General features: G+C 73.3%; 10 protein-coding genes. 9 read left to right on the top strand and 1 reads right to left on the bottom strand.

The window, feature by feature from the left end; translation table 11 throughout:
- From IE241_RS03045 to IE241_RS03020, 6 genes are read left to right on the top strand one after another with little or no spacing between them, the layout of a single operon-like run.
- Positions 1-6,795 (top strand): type I polyketide synthase, encoded by a 6,795-nt coding sequence (locus IE241_RS03045; RefSeq protein WP_229898703.1) that lies wholly within the window; start codon positions 1-3, stop codon positions 6,793-6,795.
- Positions 6,796-6,799: 4 nt separating this feature from the next.
- Entirely contained in the window at positions 6,800-7,891 is a 1,092-nt protein-coding gene (locus IE241_RS03040) for an NAD-dependent epimerase/dehydratase family protein (RefSeq protein WP_190019976.1), read from the top strand.
- A complete protein-coding gene (locus tag IE241_RS03035; RefSeq protein WP_190019975.1) occupies positions 7,878-8,753 on the top strand; it encodes a thioesterase II family protein in 876 nt (291 codons plus the stop codon). Before IE241_RS03040 ends, IE241_RS03035 begins: the two co-directional genes overlap by 14 nt.
- The gene (locus IE241_RS03030) at positions 8,741-9,811 is read left to right on the top strand and encodes an SAM-dependent methyltransferase (protein ID WP_190019974.1); all 1,071 of its coding nucleotides are present in this window, start codon (positions 8,741-8,743) and stop codon (positions 9,809-9,811) included. The genes IE241_RS03035 and IE241_RS03030 overlap by 13 nt, the downstream gene beginning before the upstream one ends.
- A 37-nt stretch (positions 9,812-9,848) precedes the next feature.
- On the top strand, positions 9,849-12,554 hold the full coding sequence (gene redH, locus IE241_RS03025; RefSeq protein ID WP_190019973.1) for an undecylprodigiosin ligase RedH: 2,706 nt from the start codon (positions 9,849-9,851) through the stop codon (positions 12,552-12,554).
- Between the two features lie 33 nt (positions 12,555-12,587).
- A complete protein-coding gene (locus IE241_RS03020) occupies positions 12,588-13,778 on the top strand; it encodes a Rieske 2Fe-2S domain-containing protein (RefSeq protein ID WP_190019972.1) in 1,191 nt (396 codons plus the stop codon).
- A 103-nt stretch (positions 13,779-13,881) separates the two neighbouring features.
- Here the strand turns inward: IE241_RS03020 and uriT are convergent, their stop codons facing one another.
- The gene (gene uriT / locus IE241_RS03015) at positions 13,882-15,366 is read right to left on the bottom strand and encodes a uridine transporter UriT (protein ID WP_190019971.1); all 1,485 of its coding nucleotides are present in this window, start codon (positions 15,364-15,366) and stop codon (positions 13,882-13,884) included.
- 486 nt (positions 15,367-15,852) lie between these two features.
- Here uriT and IE241_RS03010 point away from each other — a divergent pair, with 486 nt between their 5' ends.
- The 3 genes from IE241_RS03010 (at position 15,853) to fxsT (ending at position 22,897) form a co-directional block, all read left to right on the top strand.
- Positions 15,853-17,325, top strand: coding sequence for a VMAP-C domain-containing protein (locus tag IE241_RS03010; protein WP_190019970.1), 1,473 nt, complete (start codon positions 15,853-15,855; stop codon positions 17,323-17,325).
- An 83-nt stretch (positions 17,326-17,408) separates the two neighbouring features.
- Positions 17,409-18,446, top strand: a complete 1,038-nt coding sequence (locus IE241_RS03005; RefSeq protein WP_190020423.1) for an AAA family ATPase — start codon at positions 17,409-17,411, stop codon at positions 18,444-18,446.
- On the top strand, positions 18,446-22,897 hold the full coding sequence (gene fxsT, locus IE241_RS03000; RefSeq protein ID WP_190019969.1) for an FxSxx-COOH system tetratricopeptide repeat protein: 4,452 nt from the start codon (positions 18,446-18,448) through the stop codon (positions 22,895-22,897). The genes IE241_RS03005 and fxsT overlap by 1 nt, the downstream gene beginning before the upstream one ends.
- Positions 22,898-22,999 lie beyond the last annotated feature (102 nt).

Raw genomic sequence — 22,999 nt, 5'->3', positions numbered from 1 at the left:
TTGAGTCGAGGACCGATCGGGAAGCTCTGGCCGGGGGGCGAACCGGAGACCGTGGCCGCGCTGCTCCGGCACCGCGCGGACCGGACGCCGGACGCGCTCGCCTACCGCTTTCTCCCCGGTGCCGACGACGCGAGCGAGTCGTTAAGCTACGGGGAACTGGACCTGCGCGCCCGCACCGTGGCGGGGCGGCTGCTGCGCGAGAACCTGAGCGGCAAGCCCGTCCTGCTGCTCCACCCGCCGGGGCTGGACTACATCGCGGCCTTCTTCGGCTGCCTCTACGCCGGGGCGATCGCCGTCCCCGCCTATCCGCCGGACAGCGCGCGCTTCGGCCAGACCATGCCCCGGCTCGCGGCCATCGCCCGGGACTCCGGGGCCACGCACGCCTACACCACCGCCGACGTCCGCGAGGCCGCGCGCGCCAAGCCGGAGGAGATCTCCGCCCTCGGCCTGGCCGGGCTGACGTGGCTGACGGCCGGCGACCTCGCGCCCGCGGACGCCGAGGCCTGGCACGAGCCGGGCACGGCCGGCGGCTCCCTCGCCTTCCTGCAGTACACCTCGGGGTCGACCTCCGATCCCAAGGGCGTGATGGTCACCCACGCCAACCTCGTCCGCAACCTGCGCTCGATCCATCTGCGCCTGGAGCACGACGAGGACTCCGGGATGGTCTCCTGGCTGCCGCCGTACCACGACATGGGGCTCATCGGCGGCATCCTGACCCCGCTCTACGGAGGCTTCCCCGCCCACCTGATGGCGCCGGCCACCTTCGTCCGGCGGCCGCTGCTGTGGCTGGACACCCTCTCCCGGACGGGGGCGTCGACCAGCGTCGCGCCCAACTTCGGCTTCGAGCAGTGCCTGCGCCGGGTCACCGACGAGCAGCGCGACGCCCTGGACCTGAGCGCCTGGCGGCTCGCCCTGAACGGCGCCGAGCCGGTGCGGGCCGAGACGCTGGAGCGCTTCGCCGACCGCTTCGCCCCCTGCGGCTTCGACCGCCGGGCCCTGCTGCCCTGCTACGGGCTGGCCGAGGGCACCTTGATGGTGACCGGCATCGACGCCGCGCAGCCGCCGGTCCTCGGCGCGTTCGACGCCGGGGCCCTGGCGCGCGGCGAGGCGGAGCCGGCCGCGGACGGCGCGGAGCGGGCGACCCGGGTCGTCGGCTGCGGCACCCCCGTCCCGGACGTCGAGGTCGCCGTGGTCGACGCGGACACCCGCCGCCGGGTCGCGGACGGCCGCGTCGGCGAGATCTGGGTCGCCGGGCCGAACGTCGCCGACGGCTACTGGGGGCGCCCGGAAGCCACGGACGAGGCCTTCCGCGCCCGCATCGCGGGCGAGGAGGAGACGGCGGCCGCCTACCTGCGCACCGGCGACCTGGGCTTCCTGCGCGACGGCCAGCTGTACGTGGTGGGCCGCACCAAGGACGTCGTCATCGTGCAGGGCCGCAACCACTACCCGCACGACGTCGAACTGACCGCCGAGAAGGCCACGGACGCCGTCCGCCCCGGCTGCGGCGCCGCCTTCGGGATCCCCACCGCGCAGGGCGAACAGCTGGCTCTGGCCTACGAGTTCGGTGGCGGCGACCCGGCGGCGACCCTCGCCGCGCTGCGCTCCGCCATCGCCGAGGAGCACCAGGTCGCCCCGCACACCGTCGTCCTGCTCAAGAGGTCGACGGTCCCCAAGACGACCAGCGGCAAGATCCAGCGGCAGGCGTGCCGGGCGGCCCTGACGGGCCTGGAGCTGTCCGTGGTGGCGGCGAGCGTGGTCCGCGACGACGCGGGGCCGTCCCTCGCGGCCCGCCCGGGCCGCGACGAGGCCGTGGAGGCGGTCGCGCGCGTGCTGGGCAGGGCGGCCGGCCCGGACGACGTCGCCGACCGCGGCTTCGCCGAACTCGGCCTGGACTACGCGGGCCTCCTGGACGCCGTGGGCGCGCTGGAGAGGGAGTTCGGCGTAGCGGTCCCGGTGGGAGAGCTGCTGGTGCGCCCGCACGCGGCAACGCTCGTTGAACTGCTGCTCGCGACCGGGCCCGGCGAGAGCGCGGACCCCAACGGCGTGACCCCGACCGTGGACGAGGCCGGCGAGAGCAACCGGGCAGCCGACGAGGGCGCGTTCGCGGACCGGCCCGGCACGGGCACGTTCGCGAGCCCGACCGGTGAGGGCATGCCCTCCGGCCGGCCCGGCGAGGGCGCCTTCGCGGACGTACCCGGCGCGGGCGCGACCGGCGAAGGGCCCCGCGCGGGCGTGCCCGGCGCGCCCGGAAGCGCGCCCGCCGCCGTCGAGGCGTGGCTGGCCGCCCGGATCGCGGAACGGCTCGGTCTGCAGGCCTCCGCGATCGACCGCGACCTGCCCTTCATCTCCCTCGGGCTCGACTCCCGGCAGGCGGTGGCCGTCGCCGACGAACTGGGCGCCTGGCTGGGCCGCAGCCTGCCCGCGGGCCTGGTCTTCGAGCACCCGTCCGTCCGGGCCGTGGCGGCCCGCCTCGGCGCGCAGCAGCGGCCGCAGCCCACGGCCGCACCGGCTGCACCGGCTGCACCGGCCACCGGCGAGCCCGTCGCGATCGTCGGCATGGGCTGCCGCTTCCCGGGCGCCCCGGACGTGGACAGCTACTGGCGGCTCCTGCTGGACGGCCGCGACGCCGTCGGCGAGGTGCCGCGCGACCGCTGGGACCCCGAGCTCGTCGACGCCCCCCGCCACGGCGGGTTCCTGGACCGCGTCGACGCCTTCGACGCCCGCTTCTTCGGGATCTCGGCGCGCGAGGCCGAGCGCATGGACCCGCAGCAGCGGCTGCTGCTGGAGGTCGCCTGGCAGGCCTTCGAGGACGCGCACGTCACCCCGGCGCGCCTGGCGGGCAGCGAGACCGGCGTCTTCGTCGGCATCAGCAGCCACGACTACGCCGAGCTGCAGATGCCGCACCTGGAGGCGGTCGACGTCTACTCCGCGACCGGCAACGCCCAGTCGGTGGCGGCGAACCGGCTCTCGTACCACTTCGACCTGGCGGGCCCGAGCCTCGCCGTGGACACCGCGTGCTCGTCGTCGCTCGCCGCGGTCCACATGGCGTGCCAGAGCCTGCGGGCCGGCGAGTGCCGCACCGCGCTCGCGGGCGGGGTGAACCTCCTGATCACGCCGGGGCTGTCGGTGGCGTTCGCGCAAGGAGGGATGCTCTCCGCGGACGGGCGCTGCCGGACCTTCGACGACGCGGCGGACGGCTACGTACGCGGCGAGGGCGTCGGTCTCGTCCTCCTCAAACCGCTGTCCGCGGCCCTGGCCGACGGCGACCGCGTCCACGCGGTGATCCGGGGCTCGGCCCTGGGCCACGGCGGGCGCAGCAACGGCCTGACGGCACCGAAGGGTTCGGCGCAGCGCACGGTGATGGCGCGGGCCCTGGCCCAGGCCGGGCTGGAGGCCCCGGCGGTCGGCTACGTCGAGGCGCACGGCACGGGCACGGCGCTCGGCGACCCCATCGAGTGGGAGGCGCTGGCGGGCGTGTACGGGCGGGGGCGGGCCGCGGAGGAGCCGTGCCTGGTCGGCTCGGTGAAGACGAACATCGGCCACCTGGAGGCGGCCGCGGGGATCGCCGGGCTCATCAAGGCGGCCCTGGTCACCAAATACCGCCAGGTGCCCGCGTCACTGCACCTGACCACGCCCAACCGCGGCCTCGCGCAGGAGGGCGCGGGCCTGGAGGTGGCCACGGAGCGGCGCGCGCTGCCGGTGCGGGACGCGGCGCGGGCCGGGGTGAGCTCGTTCGGGTTCGGCGGCGCCAACGCGCACGTCGTCCTCGAAGCGGCGCCCGAGGTCCCGCCCGCCGCCCCGGCCGAGGGGCCCCGGCGCCCGCGGCACGCGCTGTGCCTGTCCGGGCACACGCCCACCGCACTGGCCACGCTGGCGCGCCACTACCGTACGCACCTGGCGGCGCACCCGGACGCTGACCTGCGGGAGGTGTGCCACTCGGCGAACACCGGGCGCGCGCACCTGGCCCACCGCGCCGTGCTCACCGGCGCGACGGCCGCCGATCTGGACGCCGCGCTGGAGGATCTGGTGCGCGACCGGCCCTCGACGGCGGCGGTCCGCGGCCACGTGCTGGGCCGCCCGGAGCCGAAGGTGGCGTTCCTCTTCAGCGGACAGGGCACCCAGTACACGGGCATGGCCAAGGAGCTCTACGGCACGCACGAGGCGTTCACGCGCACGCTCGACCGCGCCGACGCCGTGCTGCGGCCGCTGCTCGGCATTCCGCTGACGCGCCTGCTCTTCGACGAGGACGGCGCCGCGCAGCTGCGCAGCACGCGCTACTGCCAGGCGGCCCTGGTCGCCCTGGAGGCCGCGCTGGCCGGGGTGTGGACACAGCTGGGCGTGCGCCCGGCGGCCGTGCTCGGGCACAGCGCGGGCGCGATCGCCGCGGCGGCCGTCGCCGGGGCGGTGTCCCTGGAGGACGCGCTGGCCCTGGCGGCGGAGCGCGGGCGGCTGATGGACGCGCAGCCCGGCGAGGGCGCGATGATCGCGTGCATCGGCGACCCCGGCGCGGTCCGCGAAGTCGCCGCGGGCTTCGCCTCGGTCGCGGTCTCCGCGGTCAACACCGGTGACCACCTGGTGCTGTCGGGCGAGGCCGCGGAGATCGCCGCGGCGGGCGAGGCCCTGCGCGGGCGCGGCCTGACCGTACGGCCGCTGGTCGTCTCGCACGCCTTCCACTCCCCGCTGATGGCGGGCGCGGCGGACCCGCTGCAGGAAGCGGCCGGGCGGATCGCCTTCGCGGAGCCCGCCATCCCGTGGGTCTCCGACGCCACGGGCGAGCTCACCGGGCGCCCCGACGCCGGCTACTGGCGCGCGCACATGCTCGGCACGGTGCGCTTCGCCGACGGTTTCGCGACGCTGCGCCGGCTCGGCTGCGACGCCTTCGTGGAGATCGGCCCCCATCCGACGCTCCTCAACCTGGGCCGGTCCATGACCGCGGCCGAGCCGGGCGCGGGGGACGTCCCGGCGCCGCTGTGGCTGCCGACGCTGCGGCGCGGCGGTGACGCGTGGGAGTCGCTCCTGCAGTCGCTGGGGCGCCTGCACTGCGCGGGCGGGGCCGTGGACTGGGCCGCGCTGGAGGGACAGGACCCGCCGCGGCACGTCCCGGTGCCGCACGCCGTCCTGGAACGGGAGTCGTACTGGTTCACGGCCCCCGAGGAGCGGGCCCGGCGGTCCGCCGTGACGGGGCCCGCCCTGCCCGCCGCGCCGTCCTCCCTCGCCCGGGAGCCCTACGAGCCCTACGAGCCCCACGAGCCCCACGCCGTTCCCGCCGGCGGACCGGGCGTCGAGGGCAGCGTCCTCGGCCACATCGCGCGGATCTGCGGCTTCCCCGCCGAGCAGATCCCGCCGTACGCCCGCCTCGGCGTGGACCTGGGGTTCGACTCGCTGATGCGGACCGATCTGCAGCGCAGCATCGCCGCCCAATTCCCCGATCGGATGGACGCCTTGCAGCACGAACTCCCCGAGGACCCCACGGTGCGGGACCTGATGGACCGCCTGGCCGGCGGCCCCGGCCCCGTGGCACCTGCCGTCCCCGCCCCGGCACAGGCCGCGCCGCCCGCGCCGCTCGCGGTCCCGGCCCCGGCCCCGGTCCCGCAGCCCGCGCGGCCGGCGGTGAAGCAGGAGTACGCGTTCGAGGAGTGGGCCGAGTACGCCGAGCTGCAGGGGCGGCTGCGGCAGGCCCGGTCCGGCGGCTCGAACCCGTACGGACGCTCGCACGAGGGCTTCAACTCCGCGGAGGCCACGATCGGCGGCCGCAAGGTCGTCAACTTCGCCGCCTTCAACTACCTGGCGCTGTCGGGGCATCCGCAGGTGCGCCAGGCCGCGAAGGAGGCCATCGACCAGTACGGCACGTCGGCGTCGGCGACCCCGCTGCTGTTCGGCGAGACGCCGCTGCACCACGAGCTCGACGCCGAGATCGCCTCGTTCCTCGGCACCGAGGCGGCGATCGTCTTCGCGGGCGGCCACGCCACCAACGTGGCAACGGTCGGGCACCTCTTCGGGCCCGAGGACCTGATCGTCCACGACGAGTGGAGCCACGACTCCACCGTGCGCGGCTGCGTCCTGTCGGGCGCGCGGCGGCGGCCGTTCCCGCACAACGACTGGGAGGCCCTGGACCGGATCCTGACCGCGCTGCGCGGCCGGCACCGGCGGGCGCTCGTGGTGATCGAGGGCGCCTACAGCCAGGACGGCGACATCCCGGACCTGCCCCGGTTCATCGAGGTCAAGAAGCGCCACGGCGCCATGCTGATGATCGACGAGGCGCACTCGGTGGGCGTGCTCGGGGAGACCGGGCGCGGCATCGGCGAGCACTTCCCCGTCGACCGGGCCGACGTGGACCTGTGGATGGGCACCCTCAGCAAGGCGATCGGCAGCCTCGGCGGCTACATCGCGGCCCGCGAGCCGATCGTCGAGTACCTCCGCTTCACCGCTCCCCTGCACATCTTCAGCACCGGCATCTCGCCGGCGAACGCGGCGGCGGCCCTGGAGGCGATCCGGGTCGTCCGCAAGGAGCCGCAGCGCGTGGCCCGGCTGCGCGAGCTGTCGGACTTCTTCCGCGCCGGGGCCCGTGAGCGCGGCCTGGACATCGGGGTCTCCCGGGCGTCCGCCGTCATCCCGGTCATCACCGGCGACTGGGAGAAGACGATGGCCCTGTCGAACTCCCTGCTGGAGCAGGGCGTGAACGTGATGCCCATCGGCTATCCGGCCGTCGAGCGCGATAAGTGCCGGCTCCGCTTCTTCATCAACGTCGACCACACCGAGGTCGACCTCGAAAACTCCCTCGACCTTCTGGTGTGATCCCATGTCGACGCTGAACAAGGACACGTCCGGCTCCCCTGTCCCCGACCCCGCCCCCGGCTCCGTCCCCGGCTCCGGCTCCGGCGAGCAGCCGGACGTCCTGGTCACCGGGGCGAGCGGATTCATCGGCGGGCACCTCGTCCGCCGCCTCGCCGAGCGCGGCCACCGGGTGCGCGTGCTCGTCCGGGAGGGCAGCGACCGGTCGGGTTTCGCCGGCTCCGAGGCCGACACCGTCACCGGCGACCTGGACGACCTGCCGAGCCTGCACCGGGCCGCGGCCGGGGTGCGGCAGGTCTACCACTGCGCCGGGATGTCGGCGGACTGGGGCGCCTGGGAGGACTTCCGGCGCATCAACGTCACCGGCGCGGCGAACGTCGTCGAGGCCGCGGCCCACGCGGGCACGGTGCGGCGGGTGCTGCACGTCAGCACCACCGACGTCTACGGCTATCCCGTACGGCCGTGCGACGAGCGCACCGAGCCCCGCGACACCGGCCTGCCCTACAACCGCAGCAAGCTGCTCGGCGAGCGGGCGGTGCGCGAGGCCGCGGAGCGCACCGGGGTGCCGGTGACGATCGTCCGCCCGGTGTCCGTCTACGGGCCCGGCAGCAAGGACTTCGTCATCGAGATCGCCGACCTGCTGCTGCGCAAGCAGATGGTCTACATCCGCCAGGGCCGCGTCCCGGCCGGGCTGCTGTACGTGGGCAACGCCGTCGACGCCATGGTCGAGGCGTGCACGTCCGAGGCGACGGCGGGGCGCACGTACAACCTGCGCGACCCCGGGCTCACGACGTGGCGCGAGTACATCGAGGCCCTCGCCCGCGGCCTGGGCGCGCCGTCGCCGAAGCTCAGCCTGCCCACGCCGGTGGCGACCCTCGTGGCGACGGTCTCGGAGAAGCTCTACGGCGCCTTCGGCATCAAGGCGCGGCCGGTCCTCACCCGCCACGCCGTGCACCTCTTCGACCGCGACCAGTCGTACGGGATCGAGCGCGCGCAGGAGGAGTTCGGCTTCAAGAGCCCGGTGGGCTTCGAGGAGGGCATGCGGCGGACGATCGCCTGGCTGGACTCGGCGGAGGGGCGCAGGCATGTCGCCCGCTGAGCCGCTCGTCGCCGCCCTGCCCGGAGGCGCCCTGCCCCGGGACGCCCTGTGGTTCCCACGCTTCGGCGCGCCGCCCCCCGCCGTCGGCGCGGGGACGGTGCTGATCTGCTTCCCGTACGCGGGCGGCACGGCCTCCGTCTACCGCGACTGGCGCGAGCACCTCGGCAGCGGCGTCGCCGACGTGATCGCCCTGCAGCTGCCGGGCCGCGGCCTGCGGATGCGCGAAGCGCCGTACACCTCGGCGGAGCCGCTCGTCGCCGGCATCGCCGACGAGCTGGTGCGCCAGGGCCTGACCGGCGACTACGCGTTCTTCGGGCACAGCATGGGCGCGCTGCTGGCCTACGAGACCGGCTGCGCGCTGCGGGAGCGCGGCGAGCCCGGCCCGCGGCACCTGTTCGTCTCCGGCAGCAGGGCACCGCACTTGTACGGGGACCGCACCGAGCACCTGCTGCCCGACGCCGGGCTGCACCGGTTCGCGGCCGGCATCGGCGCGCTCGGCGACGGCGACCGGGCCCTGCTCAACGACGCCTATCTCGCACGGCGGTTGCCGGTCCTCCGGGCGGACCTGCAGGTGTGCAACGACTACCGCTGGCGGCCGCGCCGTCCGCTGGACTGCCCGATGACGGCGTTCTCCGCGAGCGACGACCCCATCGCCGAGGCGGGCGAGGTGGAGGCGTGGCGCGCGTACACGGCGGGCTCCTTCCTGCGTCACCACCTGCCCGGCGACCACTTCTTCCTCACCGCCGACGGCCCGTCGCGGGAGCGGCTGCTGCGGGAGCTGCGCGGTGAGCTCGCCCGCCTGCCCCGCGCCGCGGGCCCCACGACCACCACTGAGACAAGGGAACCCTCATGGACGTACTGAGCCTGGTCAACAGCGTGAGGAAGCGCGTCGAGGAGCCGCTGGGCGACGCCCTGGCGGCGGTGCGGATCGTCGGTAACTGGCGGATGCCCCTGCTGCTCGCGGTGTCCAAGGGGTTCATCACGCCGGTCTACCGGGCGGCCTTCCTCGCCTCCGCCGCGGGCTCGGGCGTGCTCGGCTGGCTGGCCGTGCGCCCCTGCGACCTGGAGTCGCTGGCCGACAAGCTGGGCGCGACGCAGGACAAGCAGCGGCTGCGGGCCTGGCTGGAGCTGGGCGTGCGCCTCGGCGAGCTCGACAAGCGCGAGGGCTGCTACCGGCTGAAGAGCATCGCCGCCCGCACGCTCGCGCGGGCCGGCAACGACGCCCTGGCCGCCGCCCTGGAGGAGGTGCTGCGCTTCCACGTGCCGGTGCTGCTCGGCGGCCCCCGGATGGCGGCGACCGGGGAGCGCTTCTCGCTGGGCGACCAGGACGGGCTCGTCATCGCCCGCTCGACGCGGGTGATCGAGCCGTTCGTCGAGGCGGCCATCGCGCGCACCCTCGACCGGGAGAACCCGCTGCGGCTGCTGGAGATCGGCTGCGGCAGCGGCATCCACGTGCGGCACGCGGCGCAGCTCAACCCGCGGCTGTCGGCCCTGGCCGTCGACATGCAGGAGGAGGTCGCGGAGACGGCCACCAAGAACATGGCCGAGTGGGGGCTCGCCGACCGCGTCGAGACCCGCCGGGGCGACCTGCGCACCCTCGACCTGCAGCCCCAGTTCGACCTCGTGACGATGCACAACAACATCTACTACTTCGCCGAGGACGAGCGCGTGGCGGCGCTGGAGAAGGCGCGCTCGCTGCTGGCGCCGGGCGGCAGGATCCTGCTCACCACCTCCTGCCAGGGCGGCAACATCGGCCTGGACGTGCTCAGCCTCTGGTTCACGTACGCCGACTTCGGCGGCCCCCTGCCCCGTGAGGAGGAGCTCGTCGCGCAGCTGGAGCGCGCCGGGTTCACCGACGTCGAGGCGGCCCGGCTCATCCCGGGCGAGCAGTTCCGCGCCTTCACGGCGACCGGCAAGTAGTCCCCCGCGCAGGCCCGAGCGTCCAGGAGAGCCCCACATGGCAACCCGTCCCCAAGACACCGCCACCCTCACGGAGCAGTCCGGCGACGTCGTCGTCCTCGGCGGTCCCGCGCAGGCCGACCCCGCCGTCCTCGGCGGCAAGGCGGCCCGGCTCGCCGACATGATCGCGGCGGGGCTGCCGGTGCCGCCCGCCTTCTGCCTGACCACCGCTCTCTTCACCCGCTACCTCGCCGACACCGGCCTGGACGGCAAGATCGAGGGCACCGAGGGCGGCGCGGTCCGCGAGCTGATCCTCGCGACCCGCATCCCGGCCCCGATCGCCGACGAGATCCTCGCCGCCTACGAGAGGCTCGGCCGGCCGCGGGTGGCCGTGCGCTCCTCGGCGCTCAAGGAGGACTCCGCGGCGCGCTCCTTCGCCGGCCAGCACGACACCGTGCTGGACGTCGCGGGGGACGCCGCGCTGCTGGACGCCGTGCGGCAGTGCTGGGCGTCGCTGTGGTCCGCCCGGGCCACGGTCTACCGCGACGGCGCGACGGCCGGGGCGATGGCCGTCGTGGTGCAGGAGATGATCCACTGCGACGTCAGCGGCGTGCTGTTCACCGTCGACCCGGTCAGCGCCCGGCCGCACCGCGTGGTGGTCGAGGCGTGCCAGGGGCTGGGCGAGGGGCTGGTGTCCGGGCGGGTCTCCAGCGACCTCTTCGTCGTCGACGACGGCAGCCTGGAGGTCGTCGAGGAGCGGGTGCGCTACAAGGTGGCCAAGTGGGCGCCGCTGGCACCGGGGAAGATCGGGATGACGAAGGTCGACGCCGCCGACCGCAATGTCCCCTGCCTGGACCACGCGCAGCTCGCCGAGCTCGCGAGGCTGGGGCTGCGCGTGCGCGACCACTACGGCAGCGAGCAGGACGTCGAATGGGGCCTGCGCGACGGCGCGTTCCACCTCTTCCAGACGCGCCCGATCACCACCAGGCCGGCCCCCGGCGACGCCGCGTCGCGCGCGGGGACGCTCAGCCCGTACGTGACGGAGCAGCCGGAGGCCGTCCAGCAGGGCACCCTGTGGTCCCGCATGGACATCGGCGAGATCTTCGTCGGCCTGATGACGCCGCTGGGCCTGAGCTTCGCCCGGTACTACCAGAAGAACGTCCACCTGGACTGCGCAGCGGCCCTCGGCGTGCGCGACACCGGCGACGCCGACCTGCACATGGGCTACTACCAGGGGCACATCTACCTCAACATCTCCTACAGCGCCTACCTGCTCGGCCAGGCGCTGCCCACCCGCGACCAGCGCCACTTCACCAAGCGGTTCGTCGGCGAGGACGTCGAGGGCGGAGCACTCGCCGACTACGAGAACCCGTTCGGGACGTTCCCGGGCGGTGTGACGGACGTGCTGTCGACGGCGCACTGGCTGCGGCACACCGCCGCCGAGGCGCTGCAGATGAAGTCCCGGTCGGACGAGATGGTCACCTCGCGGCTCTACGAGTTCGACCGCGCCCGGCGGCTGGACCTCTCGCGCATGAGCCGCCGCGAGCTGCACGCCGAACTCACCCGCAACCTCGGCTACTTCCACGACATGCACATCGGCTACATGCCGTACTACATCAACGCCTTCGGGTTCTACGGGATCCTCACCGAGCTGTGCCGGATGTGGCTCGGCGAGGAGGGCGAGAACCTGCAGAACCGCATCAAGACGGACATGTCCAGCCTGCGGACGGTGGAGTCCGCGAAGGAGATCTGGGCCGTCGCCCAGGCCGCCAAGGACCGTCCCCGGGTGCTGCGGATCATCAACGAGCAGCCGCTGGAGTCCGTCGGGGAGACGCTGCGCGCCGACGACGAGGGCGCCGTCTTCTGGGAGCGGCACATGGAGCCGTTCCTGCGCGCCAACGGCACCCGCGGCCACCAGGAGATGGAGATCACCCATCCGCGGTGGATCGACGACCCCTCGTACATCTTCCAGATGATCCGGCGCTACGCCTCCGACGGCTTCTCCGCCGACGACATCCTGCGGCGCAGCGGCGGCTACCACGACGACTCGCGGGAGATCCTCAAGAAGCTCTCGCTGCCGCAGCGCAAGGTGATCGAGACGGTCATCTCGCTGTACGCGCTGTGCAGCGAGCTGCGCGAGACCACCCGGATGTCGATGATCACCTCGATCTGGCTGGTGCGCAACGTGGTCTACGAGGTGGGCCGGCGCCTGGCCGGCAAGGGCGTCCTGCACTCCCTCGACGAGGTCGCCCACCTCGACTTCGAGGACGTGCGGGCCTATCTGGCCGGGGACACCGACGAGGTGGAGGCCTTCTCCCGCGAGCGGATCGACGAGGCCCGGCGCGTCCACGAGTACCGCAAGCGGCTGCCGGAGCCGCCGCTCACCTTCATCGGCGAGCACGACATCACCCAGGCCGTGCGGCCCGCCCCCGACGGGGCCCGGCTGAGCGGGCTGGGGGCGAGCCCCGGGCGGGTCGTCGGCCGCGCCCGCATCGTGGAGGACCTCGCCTGGCAGGCCGACGAGTTCGAGGCCGGCGAGATCCTCGTGACCCGCTACACCGACGCGTCGTGGACACCGCTGTTCGCGATCGCGGGCGGCGTCGTCACCGACGTCGGCTCGATGCTGTCGCACAGCTCGATCGTCTCCCGCGAGTTCCACGTGCCGTCGGTCGTGAACACCAAGTACGCGACGCAGCGCATCAACACCGGCGACATGGTCATGGTCGACGGCGACACGGGAACGGTGGAGGTCGTCGAGGGCTGAGCAACCGTCCGAGGAGAAGCGAGGAGAGACGACATGATCCCCAATCAGTGGTATCCGATACTCGAAACCAGCGAAGTCGGGAACGGGAAACCCACCGGCGTCCGCCGCATGGGCCAGGAGCTGGTGCTGTGGCGCGACCTCGACGGAAACCTGGTCTGCCAGGGCGCGCGCTGCCCGCACAAGGGCGCGAACCTCGCCGACGGGCGGATGAAGGGCAACACCGTCGAGTGCCCCTACCACGGCTTCCGCTACGGGCCCGACGGCGCGTGCAAGGCCGTACCCGCGATGGGCTCGGAGGCGCGAATACCCGGCTCGCTGCGGGTGCCCGTGTACCCGGTGCGGGAAGCGCACGGGCTGGTGTGGCTGTGGTGGGGCGAGGAGCGCGCCGAGGCCGATCTGCCCGGCATCCAGGTGGCGCCGGTCGTCGCCGGGAACCCCAAGGCCCACTCGACGACGCACTGGACCCGTCCGGTCCACTACACCCGCTACATCGAAAGCCTGCTCGAGTTCTACCACGTCACGTACGTCCACCGTGATCACTGGTTCAACTACATCGACTACCTGTTCCTCTACGGGACGGCGCGCAAGCTGGGCCTGGACGGCAAGGAGCGCTACCTCGCGGCGACGAAGATCGTCAACCACAAGCTGGAGACCGAGGGCCAGACCCTGCGCTACTCCTTCGACCACCAGGAGGAGGCGGACCCGCAGAACACCACGCACTACATCATCACGTTCACCTTCCCCTGCCAGGTGCACGTCCAGACCGAGCAGTTCGAGGCGACGTCGTGGCTGGTCCCCGTCGACGACGGGCACACCGAGCACATCCTGCGCTGGTACGAGTACCCGGCGTTCAAGCCGCTCCTCCGCTCGGAGAGGCTGCGGCGCATCCTGCCGTGGGCCTCCCTCTACATGGAGAAGTGGATCCAGGACGTCCAGGACGTCCGCATCATGGAACGCCAGGAGCCCAAGATCAGCGAGGGCGGCGTCAGCAAGTTCATCCCGGTCGACGAGCTCAACGCCAAGTACCTGGCGATCCGCTCGCGCCTGATCCAGGAGGCGGCGGAGTCGAAGACGGCGAAGGAGACGGCGGCGGATCCGCTGCCGGCCGCCGAGGCGCCGGAGCCCGCGGGGAAGCGCCCGGCACCGGCGAACGGCCGGAGGACGACGAAGGCGGCCGCGAACGGCGAGGGCCTCGCGGCGGCACGGGCGAGCAGGGCGCGCTGAAGGACCGGGTGGTGAGACCGGCCTCCCGGCCGGGCACCGCCCGCGGAATACGAAAAACCCCGGCTCGGGAGCCGGGGTTTTTCTCCTGCGCCGTGGGCGGCGGTCAGCCGCGGGCCCGGACCGGCGCCTCGGCGCCCGTCGCGTCGGCCGCAGCCTCATCCGCGGCCGCAGCCTCGGTCCCGGCCTCGGCCTCGGCCGGCTTCGGGATGAGGAAGGACGTCGCCAGGGCCGCGGCCAGGATGACGACGCCGGCGATCATGCCGGAGGTGTAGCCCGTGGCCGAGGAGGCGTCCGCGGGCTGGACCGCGGTCTTCACCGCGTACAGGACGGCGAAGCTCAGGCCGGCGCCCAGGTTGAAGGCGCCCGCGTTGAGGCCGGGGAGGAAGCCCGGGTTCTCCCGCGGGGAGAGGACGATGCCGAGGCCGTTGAGGACGATGTTCGCCACGCCCGCGTAGGTGATGCCCACGAGGAGCGACGCCACCAGCAGCAGGGCCTTCGAGTGGGCGGGGATCGTGAGGATCATCAGCACCACGGAGGCCGCGGAGCCGACCAGGCCGATGCGCAGGACGCGGCCGTAGCCGTGGGTGGCCGCGAGGCGCCCGGCCAGCGGGCCCATGGCCAGGCCGGCCAGGGCGTACGGGGTCAGGGTCCACCAGGCGGACCCCTCGGCGCCCATGCCGAGGCCGGCGTCGGCGTCCTGGGCGAAGGCCGGGATGAGGCCGTTCATGACGGCGAAGACACCGGTCATGGTGAGGGTGGTGGTGAGCAGGGTCGCCCAGGTGCCGCGCCGGCGCAGGTGCCGGGTGGCGACCAGCGGGTGCGCCGAGCGGTCCTCGGTCCGCCAGAACAGGGCGAACGCGGCGGCGGAGACGACGACCAGGACGGCGATGAGCCCCCAGTTCGCGGCGGCGAGCTTGCCGGCCTCGTTGAGGGCGACCAGCAGCGAACCCACGGACACCACGAGGAGGCCGACGCCCGGCCAGTCCATCCGGTCCGCGCCGGGGACCTTGGACTCGGGGGTCAGGAACGCGGCGAGGGCGGCCGCGAGGACGGCGACGACGGCCATGACCCAGAACACGGACTGGAAGCCGTGCTCGTCGGCGAGGAACCCGCCCGCGAGCGAGTCGACGCCGGCGATGCCGCCGTTGACCGCCGTGATCACGCCGAGCAGGGTGCCGTACCGCTTGGGCTCGGTCACCTCCTGCCGCAGCATGATCAGGCACAGCGGGACGACCGGGCCGGAGAAGCCCTGCACGATCCGCCCGGCGAACAGCACGGGCACGCTCGTCGCCAGCGCCGCGATCACACAGCCGGCGGCCATCAGGACGAGCATGCCGGTCAGGACCTTGCGGCGGCCGATGACGTCGCCGAGGCGCGGCAGGAAGAGCGAGAACAGGGCGGCCGACGTGAAGAACGCGGTCTGGGTGAGCCCGATCTCGGCGGAGCTGGCGCCGAGGCTGTCCTCGATGCTCTTCAGCGCGGGGCTGAGCATGCTCGCATTGAGCTGGAAGGCGATGCAGGCGGTCAGGAGTGCGGTGACCAGCACGCCCACGCGGGCAGGGCGGCGGTCGATAAGAGAAACGTTCATGCCTCGACGCAGTGGTGAAAGTGGATCTCCGACAATGCAGCGGAAACGCTGCGGGCACACAGAAAAACCCCAGCTCGGCTGGGGCTTTTCAGTCGGTCTCTGACCTGCGGAAACACCAGTCTTACGGGGTTTAGCTGCTCCCCAATGGTACCCGGGGTTCCGTAAAAGCGGATTTCTTGGTCACGGCGCCTTGATCACGGCTTACCCGGAGGCCGGCGGCGGCGAATGCCGCGGATCCGGGGCAGGAGGGTGCGGGACCGGCGGAAGGGCGCGAGTGCGAGGGGGCGGTCGCGGGGGTATGGGCCACGCAGCAGACGAGGGCCGTGGCCTTCGGTCCCCGAGGGGGCCGGGGAGCAGACTCGAACGGGAGCGCTGACCGCCGGACTCTGTTTCACTGGTGCATCATGCGCCCGTGAGCCGAAGGGAATTGACGGGACAGCTCCCCCGGACCGAGCGGGGTGAGGCCAGGGGGAGGGAAGGTCGAAGGTGCACGACAGAACACCACCGGTCCATGTCGCAGTCCTGAGCAGTGCGGTCACGCTGCTGTCCGAGCTGGAGTTCGCGAGCGATCCCGATCAGCGGGTCTGGTTCGCGGAGCTCGTCAGCGACGGCCTGGCCAAGCCGGTCGAGTGCCTTCGCAAGACCATCCGGTCCGACCTCCTCGGCATCGCCCGTGGCGCGCTGTCGCAGCCCCGGGGGGTCGACGCGCTCACCAGTGCCGTGCGCCTGCTGTGCGGCGACGCCGCGGCCGACGACCTCTTGCGCGCGCTCTCCCCGCCCGTGCTGCCGGCCGGTCTCTTCGAGGAGCACACCGAGGCCCAGGTACGGGAGGTGCTGCGGAAGCTCACGGAGGCCGAGTCCCGGAGGCTCCGGGACCTCACGGCCCGGTGGACCGGGCTGGACCTGCCTGCCGACCTGGCGGCCCCCGCGCTCTTCGACGAGCTCCTGGATCACGCGGCACAGCCCGACGGGGTGCCCCCCGCGGTGGTCCTTCTGGAATGCGCCGCCCAGGTGAACGGACAGCTGGCGCAGCGGCTGAGGCCCGCCTGCGAGGACTGGGCGGGATCGCAGGGCGGGGCCGCCGCCCTCGCCGCGCGCCGCGCCGAGATGGCGGAGGGCCGGAGCGACCCCTCGGTCCCCAAATGCCTGGTGGTCATGGTCGAGCCCGCCGGCGACGGCACCGGCGAGATCCATGTGCGGCACTGGATCAACGACGTCGCCGGGGTCTGGGCGCCCCGGCAGGGCGACTGCGTGACCGTCGCGCCGCACCAGCTGCACCGGGCGGTCGGCCAGGCCCTCGCCCGGGGGGACGCGCTGTGGGCGCAGACCCCGGAATCGGATCACGAGATCCCCGCGTACGTGGAGTTCATCCTTCCGTTCCACCTGCTGAACCTCGACATGGCGGCCCTGGACGTGGCGGAGGGCGGCGCTTCCCCGCTTCCGCTGGGGCTGGCGTACGGCGTGCACCTGCGCAGCCTGGAGCGGATGCGCAACGCGAGCTCGCGCCAGATGCGGCTGTGGCGCGAGCGCTGGAAGGTCGCGCACAGCGGGGACATCGCGCAGCGTCTGATCTGGCGGCAGCAGGATTCCGGCCGGGCCGACTGGCTGGCCGGGCTGCGCGCCGACGGCAGGATCGCCGTGGTCGAGCTGCGGGGGGCGGCGGTGGAGGGGCAGGCGCTGCCCGCGCTGCGGGAGGCGGTGTACGAGGGGATCGGTGTCGCCATCTGGGACCGCAGGGAGAGCTGGCCCGCGGAGACCGGTGCCACGGTCCGGCAGCTGCTGTCGCATGCGGTCCGCCGGCTGCCGTATCAGGTGTACCGGGAGCGGATCGCCGCGGCGGCCGATGCGGACGGAGCCGGCCAGCTGGGCAGGCATATAGCGGTCCTGTGGGACGACCCGTACCGGCTCGTCGACCGGGACGCCGTGCATGACCACGAGGACGAGGAGGTTCCGGCATGACGGAGACGGGGGCAGCGGGGAATCCCCGCAGGGCGGAGGGCCCGCACGAGCAGGATCCCCTGCGGATGCCGGATCCCCTGCGGATGCCCGGGAGCCGCGGCGCCTCGCCCGCGGCGTCCGCACCGCCCGGCTGGCGGATCTTCCACGCTACGGGGGACGCCCCCTCCGGGACGCCTGCCCCTCTGCCCGCGCCGCCGCCCTGGCGCGAGTTCGGCGGCGAGCCGCTCCAGCCGCCGCCCGGCGACGACCCCCGGGCCACCGAGCGGCGCCTGGGCACCGCCGGGGCCAGGCCGCAGTTACGGGAGGAGGAGGTCGACCTGGTCAATGCCGCGCTGCTGCTGCGCCGGCCGATCCTGGTCAGCGGGCCTCCGGGCGTGGGCAAGTCCACCCTCGCCTATCTGGTGGCGCGGGAGCTGGGCCTGGGCCGGGTCCTGCCCTGGTCCGTCGTCAGCCGCACCACGCTCAAGGACGGCCTCTACGCCTACGACTCCATCGGCCGGGCCCAGGCGATCGCGGCCTGGCGGGCGGGCGAGGAGCGGGAGGAGGCCCCCGAAATCGGCGACTACGTCACCCTCGGCCCCCTCGGCACCGCCCTGCTCGCCTACGAGCGTCCCCGCGTGCTGCTGGTGGACGAGCTGGACAAGAGCGACATCGACCTGCCCAACGACCTGCTCCACGTGATGGAGAACGGCTGCTACGACATTCCCGAGCTCGTCCGCAGCCCGCAGCGGGAGACCGTGGTCGTCACCGACGACCCGGGCGGCCGGGCCGTGGTCCACGGCGGCCGGGTCGAGTGCCGGGAGTTCCCCGTCGTGATCATCACCAGCAACGGCGAGCGGGAGTTCCCCGCCGCCTTCCGGCGCCGGTGCCTGCCCCTGGAGCTGCGCCCGCCCAGCCGTGAGCAGCTGGTGTCCATTGTGGTCAGTCATCTGCGGCGCAGGCCGGAGGGCATCGAGGGACTCCTGGACCACTTCGAGAAGAGCGTGGCCGCCGGTGGTACGCAGACCGTCGACCAGCTCCTGAACGCCGTGCAGTTGATCGCATCGGGCGGTTTTCACGACGACGAGGCCGGGCGTAAGCTCATCGAGATACTCCTGCGCGACCTCGCGAAAGGCCGCTGATGACCGGGACGCCCAGAGAGCGAGACTCCCTCCCCGGTGATGCACAGGAGGATCGCCCGGCCCGTCCGGACGGCCCGGGCGCCGGCACCGGGCAGCCGGAGTGGCAGGAACCGGGGTGGCAGGAAGCGGAGTGGCGGGAATACGCCGATGCCGTCTGGCTGACCGCGGCCTGGCTGGAGCACTCCCCCGTCGGCCCTTCGGCCCACGACCCTCCTCACCCGCCGGCCGGCGGCAGCGCACGCACGGCGCAAGCGCCTGCTCCGGCGAGCGTGATGCCCCCTGCCGCGGCCGAGGAACCGACACCGGCTCCGGCGGCGACTGCGACCGGCAGTGCGCCCCCGGCGGATCCGGAGCCGGCACCGTACGTGGCCGAGGTGCCGGTCGCGGTGGGTGCCGACTCCTCTGCTCCACCGGAGGATCCGGCTGCTGCCGTCCCCGTCGTACGGAACCAGCGCAACCAGCGGAACCAGTCGCTCCTCGCCAAGGCACTTCACCGGCTCGGCCACCGGGTCCCCTCCCGGCACCGGACGGAGCTGGACGAGGAACGCACCGCCCGGCACGGCATCATCGACGGACTGTGGATGCCGTACCTGCGGCCCGAGCCGGAGCGGGCGTTCGATCTGGTGGTGCTCGCGGACGACGGGCCGACGATGCCGGTCTGGGCCCGGGAAGTGGAGCGGATCGCGACCGAGGCGCAGCGCAGCGGTGCCTTCCGTGACGTGCGCACCGTCCGCCTGACCCTCGCGCCCGACCGGGCCGCCCTGCGGCTGCCCGGGCATCGCACGGCGGATCCCGCCGAGTTGATCGACGGCCGGGGCACCCGGGTGTTCCTGCTGGTGACCGACGGCCTCGGAGCGGAGTGGACGGCAGCCGGAGCGCAGCGGCTCCTGCACCGGTTATCCGAGGCGGGTCCCACCGCACTGGTGCATCTGCTGCCCACCTACCTCTGGCACCGCTCCTCCGTCCGCCCCCGCCCGGGCCGGCTGGAGTCGGGCGGCTTCGGCGCGTCCAACCGGGCCATGGGCTACGGGGATCCGTCCGTCGGCGGCGATCCGACCCGCCCCATGCCGTCCGCGGCCGGCCCCGGCCGGATGCTCCCCGTCCCCGTCCTGAGCCTGAATCCGGCCGCCTTCGAACTCTGGGCCGAGCTGGTGACCGGGGAGTCGGGGCTGGTCCGGCAACTGCCGGTGATCTTCCCCGATGAACTGCCGACCGCCGCCGCGGCCCCCGGCCTGCGCACCCCCCGGACCGACTCACCCGCCGCGGCGGCCCGCGCCGTGCGCCGGTTCGCCTCCCTGGCCACCCCGACGGCGCGGCAGCTCGCCACCCATATCGCCGCCCTGCCCTTCGAGTTCAACCTGATCGAACAACTGCGGCACCGCATGCTGCCGCAGGCGTCGCCCGATCACCTCTCGGAGATCCTCATGGGCGGGCTGATCGACTGGCGCACCCCTGATCAGGGCGGTCCCGACTTCGCGAACGGCATCCGCGAGGCCCTGCTCGCCCTCGACACCAGGAGCCAGCTCGCCCGGGTCGTCGCGAACTTCGCGGAACTGCGGGACGGCCGCGAACGGGGCGGGCGGCTCAAGGCCGTCCTGCGCGCACCGGACTCGGTCGCCCTGCCCGAGGTCTCCGAGGCCGGACAGGCCTGGCTCCGGGTGGAGATGGCCGTGCTGCGCGCGCTGTCCGGTCCGTACACCCGGCGCGTCGCGGAGCTCGCCCGGCGCGCGGCGGCGGAGCTGGGCTCCCTCGGGGACACACCGGGCGCGCGCCCGGGGAGTAACGAAGAACGCTCAGGGGGTAACGAAGATTCTTCGCTGGGCATGCATGAGGCGAAAGACCCGGACCCCTCCGGCACGCCTGAAATTCCAGGAGACGTTGTGCACCCGACATCCCAGATCACCGAGGACCGGAAGGCTGAGCCACAGATGGAGCGCGACACTTCGGAGACCTGGATCACCCGGACCGGCCGGCCCGCGGTCATGGGAAACGTCCCGCAGAAGAACCCCAACTTCACCGGCCGCGAGAGCCTGCTCCGGGAGATCGAGGAGCAGCTGCGCGGCGACGGAACCACCGCCGTGCTGCCGCAGGCGCTGCACGGCATGGGCGGGGTGGGCAAGTCCCAGCTGGCCATCGAGTACATCTACCGCCACAGCCACGAGTACAACGTCGTCTGGTGGATTCCCGCGGAGCAGGAGAGCCTGATCCTCGGGGCCCTCTCGCAGCTCGCCCGGCGTCTCGGTCTCGAGGTCGGCCCGCAGGCCAACACCACCGTCCCGGCGGTCCGTGAGGCGCTGCGCAGCGGAAAGCCGTACGACAACTGGCTCCTGGTGTTCGACAACGCCGAGGACATCGACGTCGTACGCCGCTATTTCCCCACCGACGGCCCCGGCAAGATCCTGATCACCTCGCGCAACCGCGAGTGGGAGCGGATCGTCCCCCCGCTCAGCGTGGACGTGTTCACCCGGGCGGAGAGCGTGGCGCTGCTCCAGCGGCGGGCCCGCTCCATGAACGCGCAGGACGCCGACCGGCTGGCCGAGGCGCTCGGGGACCTGCCGCTGGCCGTGGAGCAGGCCGGCGCCTGGATCGCCGCCACGGGCATGCCGGTGGCCGAGTACGTCGAGCTGCTGGAGCAACGCACCCCGGGCATCCTCCACCTCGATCCCGCACCCGACTATCCGGTCTCGGTGGCCGCGGCCTGGAACATCTCGCTGGAGAGCCTCGCCGGGTCGAACCCCGCCTCCCGCCAGTTGCTGGACATCTGCGCCTGCATGTCGCCGGAGCCGATCCCGATCTCGGCGTTGCGCGCCTCCCGCGCCATCGAGATCTCGCCGGAACTCGACCCGGTGCTGCGCAACCCCGTGCTCATCGGCCGCGCCACCCGCGACCTCAACCGGCTCTCGCTCATCAAACTCGACCACGGTACGGGCACCCTGCAGATGCACCGGCTGATGCAGGCCGTCCTGCTGGAGGCCATGACCCCGGAGAAGGCCGCCCAAACGCGCCACGCCGCGCACGTCCTGCTCGCGGCGGCCAAACCGGGTGCTCCGCACGCTTCCGACCAGTGGGGCGCGTACCAGAGCCTGCTGCCGCACGTCATCGTCTCCGGGGCCGTCCACAGCGAGGATCCGTGGGTCCGCGAGCTCATCAACGACATCGTCTTCTACCTCTACTACTGGGGTGCGCACGAGACCGGTGCGTCGCTCGCCCGCGAGGCGTGGACCGCCTGGCTCGGCCAGTCGGGCGAGGAGGACACCCAGGTCCTGCAGATGGGCAAACTCCTGGCCTATTTCCTGCGGTTGCTGGGCATCGGCGAGGAGGCGCACACGCTCAACGAGCAGGCGCTGGAGATCTCCCGGCGCCCCGGGGTGCCCGAGGAGGAGCTCATCGACTCCATGTGGCAGATGGCGGGTGCGCTGCGCTACCGCGGGGACTTCCACGCCGCACGTGACCTCGACGTCGAGGCCACCGGCCGGGCCCTGGACCTGTTCGGCCCGGAGGACCCCGGGGCGCTCCAGGCCGCTCACAGCTACGGGGTGTCGCTGCGGCTCTGCGGCGAGTTCGCCAAGGCCAGGGAGCTGGACGAGGAGACCGTGCGGCAGTGGGAGCTGCTGTACGGGCCCAACAGCGGCCTCACCCTCAACACGCTCAACGGACTGGCCATCGACATCCGTGAGAGCGGCGACTATCCCGCCGCCCGCAAGCTCCAGGAGGAGACCTACCGGGTGATGGCCTCGGTCAACGGCGTCGACAACGCCGCCACCGTGCGTGCGGCACGCAATCTGGCCGTGTGCCGTCGTCGTGACGGATCGCTGGCGGAGGCCGCCGAGCTGAGCGAGGAGACTCTCAAGCGGTTCACCGACCGGTACGGCCTGGACTTCCGGGACACCCTCGCCACGGCGATGAACGTATCCGTCGACCGGCGGCTCCAGGGAGATCTGGAGTCCGCGCAGGAGCTCGGCGAGGACACCGTCCGCCGGTACCGCGCCACGCTCGGCGAGAACCACCCCTTCGCCCTCGCCGCCATGCTCAACCTGGCGGGGACGGAGCGGGCCCTGGGGCGTCACGCGAAGGCCGAGGAACTGGACGGCGAGGCGGGCAGGCGGTTGCGTGCCACCCTGGGCGACCGGCACGTCACCACGCTGATCGGTGACCTCGGTGTGGCCAACAACCACTACGCACGCCTCGACTTCGCCGCCGCGCATGCCGTGGATTCCGCCGCACTCGGGGAGTTGGAGGAGGTCTGCGGGCCGGACCATCCGGTCACCCAGTGCTGCCGGGCCAATCTCGCGCTGGACCTGCGGGCTCTGGGGCGGACCCAGGAGGCCGACGCACTGCACACGAAGGCGGTGGACACGCTGTCGCGATGCGTCCGGGCCGGGCACTACTGGCTGGAGGCCGTCAAGGCACACCGGCGCATCGAATGCGATATCGCGCCGATGCCGCTGTAGACGGTGTAGCTGGCGTAGCCGCTGTAGCTGGTGTGACTGGTATGACTGGTGTGGCTCCCGCGTCCGCAGGGCCGGGCGGTCCCGGGACCGGGACCAGGATCG

It is taken from the genome of Streptomyces hiroshimensis, from assembly GCF_014650335.1.
GTDB classification, from domain to species: domain Bacteria; phylum Actinomycetota; class Actinomycetes; order Streptomycetales; family Streptomycetaceae; genus Streptomyces; species Streptomyces hiroshimensis.
Note: the sequence above shows the minus strand (reverse complement) of the source record. Positions and strands in the feature narration are given on the sequence as shown.

Excerpts from the sequence above, each read along its gene's own strand:
- IE241_RS03040 (WP_190019976.1), top strand. The coding sequence starts at position 6,800 with ATGTCGACGCTGAACAAGGACACGTCCGGCTCCCCTGTCCCCGACCCC.
- IE241_RS03035 (WP_190019975.1), top strand. The coding sequence starts at position 7,878 with ATGTCGCCCGCTGAGCCGCTCGTCGCCGCCCTGCCCGGAGGCGCCCTG.
- IE241_RS03030 (WP_190019974.1), top strand. The coding sequence starts at position 8,741 with ATGGACGTACTGAGCCTGGTCAACAGCGTGAGGAAGCGCGTCGAGGAG.
- redH (WP_190019973.1), top strand. The coding sequence starts at position 9,849 with ATGGCAACCCGTCCCCAAGACACCGCCACCCTCACGGAGCAGTCCGGC.
- IE241_RS03020 (WP_190019972.1), top strand. The coding sequence starts at position 12,588 with ATGATCCCCAATCAGTGGTATCCGATACTCGAAACCAGCGAAGTCGGG.
- uriT (WP_190019971.1), bottom strand. The coding sequence starts at position 15,366 with ATGAACGTTTCTCTTATCGACCGCCGCCCTGCCCGCGTGGGCGTGCTG.
- IE241_RS03005 (WP_190020423.1), top strand. The coding sequence starts at position 17,409 with ATGCCCGGGAGCCGCGGCGCCTCGCCCGCGGCGTCCGCACCGCCCGGC.
- fxsT (WP_190019969.1), top strand. The coding sequence starts at position 18,446 with ATGACCGGGACGCCCAGAGAGCGAGACTCCCTCCCCGGTGATGCACAG.